Origin of the sequence: Sulfitobacter aestuariivivens (genome assembly GCF_014763045.1) — a bacterium.
Classification (GTDB): Bacteria; Pseudomonadota; Alphaproteobacteria; order Rhodobacterales; family Rhodobacteraceae; genus Sulfitobacter; species Sulfitobacter aestuariivivens.
The window spans coordinates 1371694-1385016 of the sequence record NZ_JACTAG010000002.1 but is presented as its reverse complement, the minus strand read 5'-3'; the positions used below and the strand labels follow the sequence as shown (position 1 = coordinate 1385016).

14 protein-coding genes are annotated in these 13323 nt (G+C 64.6%); 2 read left to right on the top strand and 12 right to left on the bottom strand.

What is annotated here, in order from left to right:
• Positions 1-218: 218 nt before the first annotated feature.
• Positions 219-641: an alternative ribosome rescue aminoacyl-tRNA hydrolase ArfB gene (gene arfB / locus H9Q16_RS16600; protein ID WP_191076524.1), complete on the top strand. Its 423-nt coding sequence runs from the start codon at positions 219-221 to the stop codon at positions 639-641.
• 66 nt (positions 642-707) lie between these two features.
• Here arfB and cobF read toward each other — a convergent pair whose 3' ends face one another.
• The 7 genes from cobF to cbiE are packed head-to-tail and all read right to left on the bottom strand — an operon-like array spanning position 708 to position 6132.
• A complete protein-coding gene (gene cobF, locus H9Q16_RS16595) occupies positions 708-1457 on the bottom strand; it encodes a precorrin-6A synthase (deacetylating) (protein ID WP_191076837.1) in 750 nt (249 codons plus the stop codon).
• Positions 1454-1756 (bottom strand): DUF1636 domain-containing protein, encoded by a 303-nt coding sequence (locus H9Q16_RS16590; RefSeq protein ID WP_191076523.1) that lies wholly within the window; start codon positions 1754-1756, stop codon positions 1454-1456. The genes cobF and H9Q16_RS16590 overlap by 4 nt, the downstream gene beginning before the upstream one ends.
• On the bottom strand, positions 1753-2478 hold the full coding sequence (gene cobA / locus H9Q16_RS16585) for a uroporphyrinogen-III C-methyltransferase (RefSeq protein WP_191076522.1): 726 nt from the start codon (positions 2476-2478) through the stop codon (positions 1753-1755). The genes H9Q16_RS16590 and cobA overlap by 4 nt, the downstream gene beginning before the upstream one ends.
• Positions 2475-3800 carry a cobyrinic acid a,c-diamide synthase CobB gene (locus H9Q16_RS16580; RefSeq protein WP_191076521.1) on the bottom strand — a complete coding sequence of 442 codons (1326 nt, stop codon included), beginning with the start codon at positions 3798-3800 and terminating at the stop codon, positions 2475-2477. The genes cobA and H9Q16_RS16580 overlap by 4 nt, the downstream gene beginning before the upstream one ends.
• Positions 3797-4582 carry a precorrin-4 C(11)-methyltransferase gene (gene cobM / locus H9Q16_RS16575; RefSeq protein ID WP_191076520.1) on the bottom strand — a complete coding sequence of 262 codons (786 nt, stop codon included), beginning with the start codon at positions 4580-4582 and terminating at the stop codon, positions 3797-3799. Before cobM ends, H9Q16_RS16580 begins: the two co-directional genes overlap by 4 nt.
• Before the next feature lie 3 nt (positions 4583-4585).
• On the bottom strand, positions 4586-4954 hold the full coding sequence (locus tag H9Q16_RS16570) for a cobalamin biosynthesis protein (RefSeq protein ID WP_191076519.1): 369 nt from the start codon (positions 4952-4954) through the stop codon (positions 4586-4588).
• Positions 4951-6132: a precorrin-6y C5,15-methyltransferase (decarboxylating) subunit CbiE gene (cbiE, locus tag H9Q16_RS16565; protein ID WP_191076518.1), complete on the bottom strand. Its 1182-nt coding sequence runs from the start codon at positions 6130-6132 to the stop codon at positions 4951-4953. The genes H9Q16_RS16570 and cbiE overlap by 4 nt, the downstream gene beginning before the upstream one ends.
• A 1-nt stretch (position 6133) precedes the next feature.
• Here cbiE and H9Q16_RS16560 point away from each other — a divergent pair, with 1 nt between their 5' ends.
• Positions 6134-6880, top strand: a complete 747-nt coding sequence (locus H9Q16_RS16560; protein WP_191076517.1) for a cobalt-precorrin-6A reductase — start codon at positions 6134-6136, stop codon at positions 6878-6880.
• Here H9Q16_RS16560 and cobJ read toward each other — a convergent pair.
• From cobJ to cobN, 5 genes are read right to left on the bottom strand one after another with little or no spacing between them, the layout of a single operon-like run.
• The gene (gene cobJ / locus H9Q16_RS16555; RefSeq protein ID WP_191076516.1) at positions 6856-7590 is read right to left on the bottom strand and encodes a precorrin-3B C(17)-methyltransferase; all 735 of its coding nucleotides are present in this window, start codon (positions 7588-7590) and stop codon (positions 6856-6858) included. The genes H9Q16_RS16560 and cobJ overlap by 25 nt on opposite strands.
• Complete coding sequence (locus H9Q16_RS16550) at positions 7587-8318, bottom strand: precorrin-2 C(20)-methyltransferase (RefSeq protein WP_191076515.1); 732 nt, start codon at positions 8316-8318, stop codon at positions 7587-7589. Before H9Q16_RS16550 ends, cobJ begins: the two co-directional genes overlap by 4 nt.
• Positions 8319-8321: 3 nt before the next feature.
• Positions 8322-8951: a precorrin-8X methylmutase gene (locus H9Q16_RS16545; RefSeq protein ID WP_191076514.1), complete on the bottom strand. Its 630-nt coding sequence runs from the start codon at positions 8949-8951 to the stop codon at positions 8322-8324.
• On the bottom strand, positions 8951-10078 hold the full coding sequence (cobG, locus tag H9Q16_RS16540) for a precorrin-3B synthase (RefSeq protein WP_191076513.1): 1128 nt from the start codon (positions 10076-10078) through the stop codon (positions 8951-8953). Before cobG ends, H9Q16_RS16545 begins: the two co-directional genes overlap by 1 nt.
• Entirely contained in the window at positions 10075-13320 is a 3246-nt protein-coding gene (cobN, locus tag H9Q16_RS16535; RefSeq protein ID WP_191076512.1) for a cobaltochelatase subunit CobN, read from the bottom strand. Before cobN ends, cobG begins: the two co-directional genes overlap by 4 nt.
• Between the last annotated feature and the right edge of the window lie 3 nt (positions 13321-13323).

Genomic DNA, 13323 nt, shown 5'->3' with positions numbered 1-13323 from the left:
GTCGGCAAAAATTTTCTATTTATGGTAGTAAACTTGGTCGAAGGCTTGCCGTAACGTCAAGAACTTTTTTCTCGTATTAAGGGAATTCTTTCCTTTGCGTGAGACCGGACCGATCAAGCGAACCAAAGGCTTTCGAAACGCCATCATTGTTCAGGAGATGGAAACAGAACGTGCGCCTTCCCCTTCCCTTGGCGGTCATCCGGTGTAAATCTTAGCCCATGTTACGCATCAATGATGACATCGCCATTCAGGATTGGGAATTGACTGAGACGTTCGTCCGCTCGAGCGGGCCGGGCGGGCAGAACGTCAACAAGGTGGCGACGGCGGTCGAGTTGCGGTTTGAGGCGGCAACGTCGCCGTCGCTGAAGCCTGCGGTCAAGACGCGGCTCAGGCGGTTGGCCGGGCGGCGGTGGACCAATGAGGGCGCTTTGGTGATCCAATGTGATGAGACCCGCAGTCAGGCGCGCAACCGCGAGATCGCGCGGCAGCGGCTGGCAGAGTTGATCACGAAGGCGCTGACCCCGCCCAAGCGCCGGATTGCCACCCGGCCAACGTTGGGGTCCAAGAAGCGGCGGTTGAAGGCCAAGAAAGTGCGGGGCGAAGTGAAGGCGCTGCGCGGGAAGGTTGATCCTTCGTCCTGAACGGATGCGCGCGGGTCGACCGTTGGAATTGAGTTTATTGGAAAGATGAAAACGGACCGTGGTGCGTCAGCACGACGTGCGGCGCAGGATATAGATGTCCATGATCCAGCCATGGTCAGCACGGGCCTTGGTCCGCATTTCGATGATTTCGGGACCCGCGGTTTCGAGCGGGCCGGCGTGGGTGATTTGTTCTTTCATGCCCACATAGCCGCCCCACCAGATGTGGATGTCGTGTGGGTCGAGCGTCTGGAAGGCGCAGTCACCGTCCAGCATGATTGCGAGCGTGTCCACACCAGTGGGCCAGCCTGCGTCGCGCAGGCGTCGGCCCGTGGTGACAAGATAGGGCGCGCCGATCTCGTTTATGGAGATCTGGTGGGCGGCGGTTAGGGCTTGGAGCGATGTGATACCGGGGATCACCTCAAGTGTGGGCTGCGGATCAAGGCGGGCGGCGATGCGCAGGGTGCTGTCGTAAAGCGACGGATCACCCCAGACCAGCAGGGCGGCCCTGGTGGCCTGGGGGTGGGCGTTGAGCGTGCCCTGCCAGCGCAGAGCGATGGCGTCGTGCCAGTCGTTGACGCGCTGGCGGTAATCCGGGGTGCCGGGATCGCGGATGGGCAGGTCGAATTCGGCCAGTTGGGTCTTTGGGTTGGTCAGGACATCGGCACAGATCTGGCGGCGGAGGTCGGCAAGGTCGGCCTTGCCCGCGCCTTTGCGGGGGATCAGGATCAGATCCTGAGCGTTGATTGCGCGGATGGCCTGCAGCGTCAGGTGTTCGGGGTTGCCGGTGCCTATGCCGATCAGCGTTAGATGCATCAGGCCGGGATCCGCGCCAGTGCCTTGGTGCGCAGGTCGTCCAGCACACGGGCATCTGCGAAAGTACCGTCGGGGGAGGTTACGTAGAGGTCTGCGAAGGTGCGCAGATTGGGCAGGTCTGCGGCGGTGATGTCGCCAAAGAGGTAGGCCACCTTGCCCGGTGCGCGGAAAGCGACTGTCTGGGCGCGGGTGCAGCCAGACATGCAATCGACGGCTTTCACATCCAGTTCCGGCAGGCCCTTGCGGACGGTTTCGACAAAGCTGCCGTCGGATGTGCAGGTGGTGCAGACGTAGAGGATCATGGCTGATCATCCGCAAGTGCACCGTAAAAGATCAGTGCGGGCGTGCTGCTGGTGGTATCTGCCAGATGGGCGGCGAGGGTCTGGATGGTAAAGCGGGTCACTTTCTCTGCGGGGGTCGAGACGGCTTCGGCCAGCATGGCGGGGGTGTCGGCGGGCAGTCCGTGTTCGATCAGGCGCATGGCCAGCCCGGGAAAGGTGCGTTTGCCCATATAGACGACCGTGGTCGCCAGCGGATCCGCCAGCGCAGCCATGTTGACGTCTGGTGGCAGGTCACCGGTGACGTCTGCGCCGGTGATGAACTGGACCCGGCGCGCGGTGAGGCGACGGGTCAGCGGAATGCCCGCCGTCGCGGCAGCGGCAGAGGCGGAGGTGACGCCGGGGATGATCTCGAACGGGATGTGTTCGGCGCGCAGGGCGGTGAGTTCTTCTTCGAGCCGGCCGAACATGCCGCTGTCGCCGGATTTCAGGCGCACGACGCGCAGACCTGCCTTGGCGTGGTCCACCAGAACGCGGCTGACGTGGTCTTGTTTTGGTGACGCGCGGCCTGCCCGTTTGCCAACGCCGATGAGGTCTGCATCCGCCTGGGCGTGTTCGAGGATCGGTCCTGCGGAGAGGTCATCGAAGAGGACGACTTCGGCTTTCTGCAGGCGATCCACGGCGGCGACGGTCAGCAGGTCGGGATCACCGGGGCCGGAGGAGACGAAGGAGACAAAGCCGGTCATGTCGCTTCGGCTATGAGGTGGAAGAAGGTGCCGGTTGCCACGCCGCCGCCGTCGAAATGGCGGATGGAGCCGGTTTCCGGGACCTCAATGTCGTTGCTGTCGGTGATACGTGCCAGAGGGGCATCGGGTTCTGCGAGAATTGTTGCATAGTGGAATTCGTGGCCGCGCAGGGCCGCCCCTGCGCTGTGGCCGGGGATGGCCGCGTTGAGGTCGGCCTTGCGGTAGCCAAGGTGGAATTTGCGTTTGGCGAAGGAGGTCTCAAGCCCCAGGAGGCCAGCCATCTGGTGGCGGGTGCCATCCTTGTCCACCAGCCCTGCGCCCATGGCCATGTAGCCGCCGCATTCGCCGTGGACGGGGCGGGTTTGGGCAAAGGTCTGCAGGCCGGTGCGGAAGGTTTCTGCCGCGGCGAGTTTGCCTGCGTGCAGTTCCGGGTAGCCACCGGGGAGCCAGCAGACATCGGCGCTGGCGTCGGGTGTTTCGTCGGCCAGCGGCGAGAAGGGCAGGATTTCGGCACCTGCGGCTTTCCAGCCTGCCAGTTGGTGCGGGTAGACAAAGGCAAAGGCGTCGTCTTGGGCCAGCGCGATGCGTTGACCCGGCGGGGTGACGCGGGCCGGAGCGGTTGCACCCGCGTTGGTGCCTTGGGCGGCGGCGCGCAGGGCGGCAAGATCCACGTGTTCAGTGACAAAGGCGGCGGCCTCGGCCAGAAGCTGCGGCATGTTTTTCTGTTCACCCGCCTGAACGAGGCCGAGGTGACGTTCGGGGAGTTCAATTTCCTTGCGGCGCGGCAGAACGCCGAGAACGGTCACGCCCACCGCCTCCATCCCGACGCGGATCAGCGCCTCGTGACGGGGGGACGCGACGCGGTTGAGGACCACGCCCGCCAGTGGCACGTCGGCGCGCATTTGCTTGAAGCCGAGCGCCGTCGCGGCGACGGATTGGGCAGCACCGGAGGCGTCGAGTACCAGCACAACCGGCCAGCCCATCAGAGCGGCGATGTCTGCCGAGGCGCCATTGCCGCAGGCGCCGGAGATGGCCACGCCGTCAAAAAGGCCCATTGAGCCTTCGCCGAGGATCAGGTCTGCGCCATCGGCATTGCCTACCAGACCGTCGATGCGGGCGCGGTCCATCGACCAGCTGTCGAGGTTGAAAGACGCGCGACCAGACGCTGCCGTATGGAAGGCGGGATCAATATAGTCCGGGCCGCTTTTGAAAGGCTGCACGGTGACGCCCTGCGCACGAAACGCGGCCAGCAGGCCCAGCATAAGCGTGGTCTTGCCCGTGCCGGACGCGGGGGCCGAGATCATGAGGCCGGGGGGGATCATTCGGCGGTCTCCGGAAAGCGGGGGTTCTGGCCTGTGGGGCGAAAGCGGCGGTCGTAGTCCTCTGCGTAGAGACGGCTTTCGCCGAAGTCTTCAGCGCCCAGCGCGTGCCCGACAAGGATGAGCGCGGTCCGTTCCATCTCAGCGCCGATGGCGGTTTGAAGGGTTGAAAGGGTCGCCTTGACGATGCGCTGATCGGGCCAGCTTGCGCGCCAGACCACCGCGACGGGGCAGTCGGGGCCATAGTGTGGAGTGAGTTCCGTGATCACTTTTTCAAGCACGTGCACGGAAAGATGGATCGCAAGCGTGGCACCGGTGCGGGCGAAGTTTTCGAGGGTTTCGGTATCGGGCATGGCCGTCGCGCGCCCAGAGGTGCGGGTCAGGATCACAGATTGCACGACACCGGGAAGCGTCAGTTCCGCGTTCAGTGCGGCCGCGGCGGCGGCAAAGGACGGCACGCCGGGGGTGACGTCATAGGGGATATCGAGGGCGCGCAGGCGGCGGAGTTGCTCGCCCATGGCGGACCAGACGGAGAGGTCGCCGGAATGCAGGCGCGCGATGTCATGGCCTGCCACGTGAGCTGTTTCGATCTCGGCGATGATTTCATCGAGCGACATGCGGGCGGTGTTCACGATGCGCGCGTCGTCCGGGCAATGGGACAGCAGCGCCTCGGGCACGAGTGATCCGGCATAAAGGCACACGGGGCAGGACGCGATCAGATCGCGGCCCCGGATCGTGATCAGGTCGGCCGCGCCCGGCCCTGCGCCTATGAAATGAACTGTCATCGCCTATCCCTCTGCCAGCGCCGCCGTGGCCATGCCATCGGTGGAGACAACACGGCTTACAACCAGTTGCGCGTTTGGTCCAGCCGCGGCGAGGGCGGCGGCTTCGGCCAGTGATCCGGTGCCGAACCTGTCCCTGATGCGCTGCGATTGGGTCGGGGTGATCATCCGGGTGAGATCCGATTGCGTGACGCCAAGCCCCGGCACGCCAATCTCGGTGGCGAAGGTGCGAAAAATGGGATCGCGGGCCTTGGCGGCTTCGGTGACGACGGCGTCGAAGGATTGATTGTCGGTGGCCATCAGGACCTGCGCCAGCGCATCTTGCAGGCTGCTTTGCTGTGCGGCGGCGCGGAAACCGATGCCGATGGTTCTCATATCTGCATGCTCCATTGCACGATAGCACGGGTGGGATTCCAGCCGCGCATTGCGCCCAGCGGGGTGGCTTGCGCAATCTCTATCCGCATCAGATCGCCCCCGTGTTTGGCGTGGAGGGTGGTCAGCAGAGCTTCGGTTTCCAGCGTGACGCCATTGGCGACGAGGCGGACGCCTTTGGGAAGGAGGCCGAAGAGATGGGCAAAGAGGGCCGCCGTGCCGCCGCCGCCGACAAAGACGGCGTCGGGCGTTGGCGCGTCAGGGATCAGGTTGGCGGCTGTGCCGTGCTGGACGCGCATGCGGTGGTCGATGCCGAAGCTTTCGATGTTTTGTGCGATGTTGGCCACGCGGGCTGCGTGCTGTTCAAAGGCCACGGCGGTGCCGCCTGCAAGGCACCATTCCACGCTGATGGACCCTGAACCTGCGCCAATGTCCCAAAGCAGTTCACCCGGACGCGGGGCAAGAGCCGAAAGGGTCAGCGCCCGGACAGGGCGCTTTGTGATCTGACCGTCGTTGGCAAAGGTATCATCCGGCAGGCCCGAGGCGCGCGAGAGACCGGTGTTTGGCGGCAGGGCGATCGCGACGGCAACAGGAGTGTTGATGTCGGTCAGATCAAAAGTGGCGGCGGTGGTTTCGCGAATGCGTTCTGCCACGCCACCCATGCGTTCGCAGATGTAGAGCCTCGCGTCGCCCGCGTTGTGCATGGTGAGCCATGATGCCAGTTCTGCCGGGGCCGCGCCGTCGCGGACAAGGCAGATCATGCGCGCGTTCGGGGCGAGAGCGGCGCGCAGACGGGCGTAGGGTGCGGCGTGCAACCCGTGGCAAGTGATATCTTCCATGCGCCAGCCAAGGCGGCCCGCGACCAGTGCAAAGGTCGACGGTGCGGGGATCACGCGCCATGTGCCGGGGTCCAGATGGTCCACAAGGCTGCCGCCTGCGCCAAACCAGAAGGGATCACCCGACGCCAGCACGACGGTTTTACGGCCCTCTGCGGCCAGCACGGGATCGATGGAAAACGGAATCGGCCAAGGTGTGCCGCGCGCGCCTGCGTCGACCAGTTCCAGATGCCGCGCGCCGCCGATGATCACCTCAGCGTCGGCGAGCGCCGCACTGCTTGCGGGCGGCAGTGCCTCTGCGGTATCGTCGGCCATTCCGATGATCGTGAGCCAGGGATCACCCACAATGCGCGTCCTTCTTCTGGGTGGTACGACCGAGGCCAGCGCCATGGCGCGCGCCCTTGCTGATGCAGGCGCCGCCGCGATTTTCTCCTATGCAGGACGGACCACCGCGCCCGTGGCACAGCCATTGCCCACGCGGATCGGTGGGTTTGGCGGTGTTGATGGATTGGTGGCCTATCTGCAGGGCGAGAGTGTCACGCATGTCATTGACGCCACGCATCCCTTTGCCGCAGGGATGAGTTGGAATGCGGCTGAGGCCTGCACGCAGGCGGGCGTTTCGCTGGTGCGGTTGGAACGGCCCGGCTGGAGCGCGCGGGCGGGCGACGATTGGACGCATGTGGCGCGCCTTGAGGATGTGCCGGATGCCTTGCCTGACACCCCCGCCCGGGTGTTTCTCGCGATTGGTAAACAACAGATCGGGCTTTTTGCCAGCAAGCCGCAGCATCACTATCTGTTGCGGCTGGTGGATGCGCCGGAAGGAACGCTGCCTTTGCCGGATGCGACCGTGGTGCTGAGCCGGGGGCCCTTTGATGTCGCTGTGGATACGGCGTTGATGCGCGATCACGCGATCACCCATATCGTTGCCAAGAATGCGGGCGGGCGCGGCGCGGAGGCCAAGTTGCATGCGGCACGTGCTTTGGGTCTGCCTGTGATCCTGGCGGACCGGCCCGCCCTGCCCCCGGTGCGGACGATGGCCGAGGTGGCAGATGTGATGGATTGGCTGGGTCATGAGGCAGAGCGCGGGGTGTAGACGTATTTGCCCACACGGCGGGTTGCAGCGTTGCCGACAATGACAACAGTGCGCATGTCGGCCATATCGGGTGTGGCCTCGCCCAGGGTGACAGTGTTGAGCGCCTGATCCGGGGTGCTGACGGCGCGGGCGAAGGTGATCAGGCGGTCGGTGCCGCATTCTTCGCGCAGGATGTTCAAGGTTTTCTCAAACCCTTCGGGGCGGGATTTTGAGCGGGGGTTGTAGAAAGCCATCGCGAAATCGCCCCGCGCAGCCATGCGCAGACGGTTCTCAATGAGCGACCAGGGTTTGAGGTTGTCGCTGAGGTTGATGGCGCAGAAATCATGGCCCAGTGGCGCACCTGCGGCGGCGGCGGCGGCCAGCATCGCGGTGATGCCGGGCAGGACGCGGATATCGGTTTCCGTGTATTCGGGGTGTTGTTCCACTGCCTCGAACACGGCGGAAGCCATGGCAAAAACGCCCGGATCGCCTGAGGAAACCACCACCACGCGCGCACCATTCGCCGCCAGTTGCAGGGCGTGCAGGGCGCGGTCCAATTCGACGCGGTTGTCAGAGGGGTGCAGGGTGAGCCCATCGCGCGGGGCGATGCGGGCGACGTAGGGGATATATCCGATGATATCGGTGGCCTCGGCCACGGCGGCGGTGACTTCGGGGGTCACGAGGTCTTCACGCCCCGGACCAAGGCCCGCGATGGCGACCCAGCCGGTCACTCTGCCGCCTCGGGTCTGCGGCCCTGGCCATGGACCAGCACGATGGCGAAGTACGGGCAATCGGCATCATCCACATCCGCCAGTTTGGCCACGCGCTGGCCGGGCATTGTGCCTTTCTCAACCAGCCATGCGTCCTTGAGGCGCCCGGTGGCCTCGAGCGCGCGGCGCACGCGGGGCAGGTTGCGCCCGGTTTTCATCACGACCAGCGCGTCGGCGCGTTTCATGTGGCTGATCAGGTCTTCTTCGGGCAGCGTCCCCATCAGGACGGACATGACATCATCGCCCCATGTGAAGGGATCATTGATGGCGTTCCAGCAGCCGACCATGCCGGGGATGGCGGGGATCACCTCGACCTCTGCGCGGCCTTGCAGCCGGGTATGCAGGTGCATGAACGAGCCATAAAAAAATGGGTCGCCTTCGCAGAGGACGACGACATCTTGGGTCTGGGCCAGGTTCGCCAGCCTGTCGGCCCATTCGGCGTAGAAATCCACCATCAGTTGGCGGTATTCATCGCTGTCAAAGCGCAGTTCAGTGGTGACGGGATATTCCATCGGGTATTCGGTGACATCATCGCGCAGCATGTCTTTGACGATAGACCGCGCCTGCCCCGCGCGGCCTTTCTTGCGGAAGAACGCCAGATGGGTGGCACCGCGGATCACGCGGTCTGACTTGACGCTCATCAATTCCGGATCGCCGGGACCAAGGCCCGCGCAGATGACTTTGCCCATGGCCTATTCCACCCTGCTGGCAAGGGCGTTGACGGCGGCCACAGTGATCGCGGAGCCGCCGAGCCGTCCCTGCACGATCATGGAGGGAACAGGCAGGTCATGCATCAACGCATCCTTGCTTTCAGCCGCACCGATAAAGCCCACCGGGCAGCCGATGATGGCGGCGGGGCGCGGGCAGTCGGGGTCTTCCAGCATATTCAGAAGGTGAAAGAGCGCGGTGGGGGCGTTGCCGATGGCCACCACTGCGCCTGCGAGGTTCGGACGCCAAAGCTCGAGCGCTGCGGCAGAGCGGGTGTTGGCCATGTCTTTGGCCATATCCGGCACCTTGGGATCGCGCAGGGTGCAGATCACTTCGTTTTCGCGTGGCAGGCGTTTACGGGTGATGCCTTCGCTGACCATGTAGGCGTCGCAGAGGATTGGCGCGCCGTTTTCCAGCGCGGCGCGGGCGGTGATGGCCATGCCTTCGGAAAAGCGGATGTGGGTCTCAAGCCCCACCATACCGGCGGCATGGATCATGCGAACGGCGACGATTTCCTCTTCCGGCGTGAAGGGAGCCAGCGCGGCCTCTGACCGGATGGTGGCAAAGGACTGGCGGTAAATCTCAGCGCCGTCGGTGATGTAGGTGTGGGGCATCAGATCGCCTTGATAATGTCCTGGGGGGAAAGGCCCGTGGCCTGCGGCGTGTCTTCGGCCCGGCCGTTGCGGATCAGGGAAAGGCCGTCGGGCGTGCCGGTGACGGTGATATCGGCCGTTTTGGGGTGCGCGCAGCCTTTGGCGCAGCCGGAGACGTGGCAGAACTGGCCCTGCGGGATGTGCGGGGCGAGGTGCCGGGCGATTCCGCGGGCATCTGCGTGGCCTTGAGGACAGCGCGGTGCCCCGGTGCAGGCGATGACGCGCAGCAGGGGGTCGTCGGCGGACCAGATCAGACCTTCGACATCCGGTAATTCGCGGGCGTTTTCCACCAGCAGCAAGCGCCAGGGGGTCATGCGCAACCCGCCGTGTTTTGCGAGGCTGGACAGAGTTTCGACGCGCAGTTGGCCCAGCGCCAGACCCACCATCGCGCCCAGCGGGGTATAGCCCGGTGCAGGCACGTAGGTTTGGGTTTGGCGAGGCACGATAAAGCCCGGTGGCAGGGGCAGACCGGTCTTGACCAAAGCCGCCATACGGTTCTGGTCCTGACGGTTTTCCAAAAACCAGTCCGCCAGTGCCATGGCTTCGGTGATGATACTTTCGCTGGTCACGGGTTTGCCTGAGCCCGCGCCATCCGCCACAAGGATCAGCCCGCCAGCCACATCACGTTCAAGCCGGATATCGGCAGAGGCCGTCTGCAGGACAGGTTCCTTGCCGGTGTCCACCGCGAAGCCGAACTTGTGGGGAAGGGCCGGGGCATCGCCCGCGGTCAGCGCCTCTGTCAGGTCTGCCGCAAAGACCTCTGTCTCGTCGCCGGTGATCCAGAAAGGAGTGACCAGCACGTTGCGGCGTGCTTCGATGTCGGCGCTGGCATCGACAAGTGCCATGTGGCGCAGGCCTTGGATCAAGGGGGGGTGACTTTGGTCTGTCACCCCGCGCAGCTGGATGTTGCCGCGCGAGGAAATGTCGAGCATGCCGTTTCCGTGGGCGGTTGCGAGCGTGGCGATCCCATCGGCCTGCGCCCGGCGCAGGCGGCCGTTGAAGGGACGGATACGGACCACCAGACCATCGCCCGACATCATCGGGTTCAGCGCGCCGGGGCAGCGCCCTTTGACCACAGGCGCGGTCATTCGGCGGCGTCCATCTGGGCCGAGATCGAATTGCGGCGCGTGACCCAGAGGCCCGCGTCGCGCAGGGCGGCAAAGCGGCTGCGCATTTCTTCCAGTGCCAGCGGGTTTTCGATTTCCATGAACGCCACCAAGTCCTCTCGTCCCAGGGTCGCGTCATAATATAGGTCGAAAAGGTGCCCCGGCACGTCGCGGGTCAGATGAGCGAAAGCGGCAAGGTTGTCGAGGGTGGCCGCAACCTCTGCCGCGCCCCGGAAGCCGTGGCGCATCATGCCGGTGGCCCAATCCGGGTTGGCCGCACGGGCGCGCACGACGCGGGCGATTTCCTCGGGAACGGAGCGGGCTTTGGGTGCGCCAAGCCGGGTGCTGTCGACGTGGTACATGGCGGGTTTGTCAGCGCCGATGTGCGCCATCGCCGCGGCAAATCCACCTTCGTGGCTGGCATAGTCAGAGGCCAGCAGGACATCGCTTTCGGCAAGGTCCTGAACGTGCGCAAATCCGTCCGCCTTGTGCAGACGTGCCTCAAGCCCGGCGCGGTTCTGATGTGCTTCGCCCTTGGCGTTGATCGCCCATTCGGAACCTTTCAGCCAGGCCTCTCCGGCGGCGGCGCGCGCGGTGTCGGAATAGTCGTTCAGGTGGCTTTCCATGTTCATCCCGTAGAGGCCGGGCTTGGGGCCAAAGACACGGGGCGCGCGGGCGATGTAAGGGTTCATGTCGGGTGCCTCTTCGCGGTCTGCAAGCGCAGTGGCGCCCGCTTCGAAAAGTTGCGAGAGGCCCGGAAAGATATCGCGAAAGAGGCCCGAGACGCGCAGGGTAACGTCAATGCGCGGACGATTCAGGAGCGTCAGGGGCAGGATATCAAAGCCGCTGACGCGTTCGCTGCCGTCGTCCCATTTGGGCGCGAGGCCCGCAAGGTGCAGGGCCATGGCCATTTCTTCGCCAGCGGTGCGCATGGTGGCGGAGCCCCAGAGGTCGACAACAAGACCCTTGGGATAGTCGCCCTGATCCTGCAGATGACGGCGGATGAGTTCTTCGGCCAGTTTCACGCCCTGGGCGTGCGCGGCTTTGGACGGGACCGCGCGGGGGTCGACGGAATAGAGATTGCGGCCCGTTGGCAAAACGTCAGAGCGGCCCCGGTAGGGCGAGCCGGAAGGGCCGGAGGGGACGCGATTGCCATTCAGCGCGGTCAACAGGCCATGGGATTCGCCCTGCCCTGTGCCAAAGATGTGCAGCCCGTCGCCGTATTGGCTTTCCTTGATGTCGCAGACAAAGCGGTCGATGCGGGTGATGGCTTCGGCGGCGGAGGCGTCCTCGGTCAGGCCAAGATCCTGTTCAACACCGGCGGCCTGTGCTTCGGTGCGAATGGTGTCGATCAGTCGGTCCCGGCGTGCGGGATCAAGCCCATCGGCGGTGGAGTATTCATCGAGCAGGCGTTCGAGGTGCAAAAGTGCTGTCGGCGTTTCGCTGTCTTTCATGGGTGGCGGCAGGTGGCCGAGGGTGACCGCGCCGATGCGGCGTTTGGCCTGGGCCGCCTCGCCGGGGTCGTTCACGATGAAGGGGTAGATCACGGGCATGTCGGCGGTCAGCGCTTCGGGCCAGCAGTCATCAGACAGGGCAACGGCCTTGCCCGGCAGCCATTCCAGCGTACCGTGTGCGCCCATGTGGACCAGCGCATGGTGGCCCTGGGCGCGGAGCCAGAGGTAGAAGGCCACATATGAATACCGCGGGACGCGGGCGAGGTCGTGATAGTCAGTCTCGCGATCCGGGATACTGCCGCGTTCAGGTTGCAGGGCAATCAGCGCGTTGCCGCATTGAATGGCCGGGAAGTGGAACGCGCCGTCTTTGAATAGCGGGTCGTCTTCGGGCGGGCCCCAGGCGGTTTCGAGATCTTGCAGGAGCGTGCCAGGAAGACATGTCAAAAACGACATGTCGTCATTTGCAGGGACCCATTTAATGGTGGACTGAGGCAGGGTTTTGCCAAATCCAATGGTCGGCGTGACCGCATATCCCGCATCCGCAAGCGTCAGCAGCAAATCCTCAGCGCTGGCCAGCGCATCAAGGCCCACAGCATGGGCGATCTGATCGTCACGCCCCGGATACGTTGACAGCACGATTGCCAGCTTGCGCTGCGCCACGGGCGTTGTGGCAAGGCGGTGCCAGCCAGCGATGCGGTTCACCACGGCAGTGATCCTGTCAGCGTCAGCCCGGTGGGAAAAGCGCGAGAACTGCAGGTGAGGGTCTTTTTTCTCGGGCGCTTTGAAGCTGACGACGCCGGTAAATAGTCGGCCATCGACCTCTGGCAGGACGACGTGCATCGCCAGATCCGCAGGCGAAAGGCCGCGTTCCGAGGTGTCCCATTCCTTGCGGCGGGCGGTGGACAGCGCGACCTGAAACACAGGGCAGTCGGGGGTATCGAGCGGCGATGTGCCGTCTTTGCCGCGTCCGGAAAACGCGGTGGCATTGACGATGGCTAAGGGATTGAGCTGGGCCAGTGTCTTGTCCAGGAAATCGCGCGCGGCGGGGGATTTGAGCGAGGGCGCGAATAGGGCAACGGGGGCAAAACCCTTGTCGCGCAGTGCGTCGATCAGCGCGTCGATGGGGGCCAGATCGGCGGCCATCAGGTAGCTGCGGTAAAAGGTGATCGCGACCACGTCGCCTTGCGCATCCGCGAACGGGACAACACCCTTGCCGGGCTCGTAAAAGCCGCAGTCGGGGATGGTTTTGGCACCCGGCACCGGGCCAGCATAAAACCCGGCCGCAAGGGCCAGTTGGGCAAGGGCGGCCTGGGCGGCCACCGCGCCGCCTGCATCGCACAGGTGGCTGAGGCGGCGTAGTGTGGAAACCGGCAGTGTGGAATGGGCGTCGAGCGCGGGGTCTTCGCGCCCATCGGCGGGCAAAACCGCCAGCGCGATATCGTTGCGACGGGCAAAGTCCTGAACCTGCATGATGCCGTAGGGCCAATAGTTTTCGCCGCCGATAAGCCGGATCAGGATGCCTTTGGCCCCTGTCAGTGTCTGTTCGATATAATTGTCCGTTGACGCCGGGTGGCGCAGGGCCACGAGATTGCACAGCCGTAAGGTGGGCAGGTTGCCCTCTGGTCCGCCACCGCGATGCCAGCCTGCCGCGAACGCGCCAAGGTCGCTATCGGAAAAGGACAGCACCACCAGATCGGCGGGGTCTTGCCCCGGATCATAGGGGGTGTCGAGATCCTCCAGCCCGTGGCTTTCGCGGAAGACGACGTGCATGGC

Coding starts and splice junctions, on each gene's coding strand:
- H9Q16_RS16550 (WP_191076515.1), bottom strand. CDS start 8,318: ATGGGCAAAGTCATCTGCGCGGGCCTTGGTCCCGGCGATCCGGAATTG.
- cobN (WP_191076512.1), bottom strand. CDS start 13,320: ATGCACGTCGTCTTCCGCGAAAGCCACGGGCTGGAGGATCTCGACACC.
- arfB (WP_191076524.1), top strand. CDS start 219: ATGTTACGCATCAATGATGACATCGCCATTCAGGATTGGGAATTGACT.
- H9Q16_RS16570 (WP_191076519.1), bottom strand. CDS start 4,954: ATGAGAACCATCGGCATCGGTTTCCGCGCCGCCGCACAGCAAAGCAGC.
- cobM (WP_191076520.1), bottom strand. CDS start 4,582: ATGACAGTTCATTTCATAGGCGCAGGGCCGGGCGCGGCCGACCTGATC.
- H9Q16_RS16580 (WP_191076521.1), bottom strand. CDS start 3,800: ATGATCCCCCCCGGCCTCATGATCTCGGCCCCCGCGTCCGGCACGGGC.
- H9Q16_RS16590 (WP_191076523.1), bottom strand. CDS start 1,756: ATGATCCTCTACGTCTGCACCACCTGCACATCCGACGGCAGCTTTGTC.
- cobA (WP_191076522.1), bottom strand. CDS start 2,478: ATGACCGGCTTTGTCTCCTTCGTCTCCTCCGGCCCCGGTGATCCCGAC.
- H9Q16_RS16560 (WP_191076517.1), top strand. CDS start 6,134: ATGCGCGTCCTTCTTCTGGGTGGTACGACCGAGGCCAGCGCCATGGCG.
- cobG (WP_191076513.1), bottom strand. CDS start 10,078: ATGACCGCGCCTGTGGTCAAAGGGCGCTGCCCCGGCGCGCTGAACCCG.
- H9Q16_RS16545 (WP_191076514.1), bottom strand. CDS start 8,951: ATGCCCCACACCTACATCACCGACGGCGCTGAGATTTACCGCCAGTCC.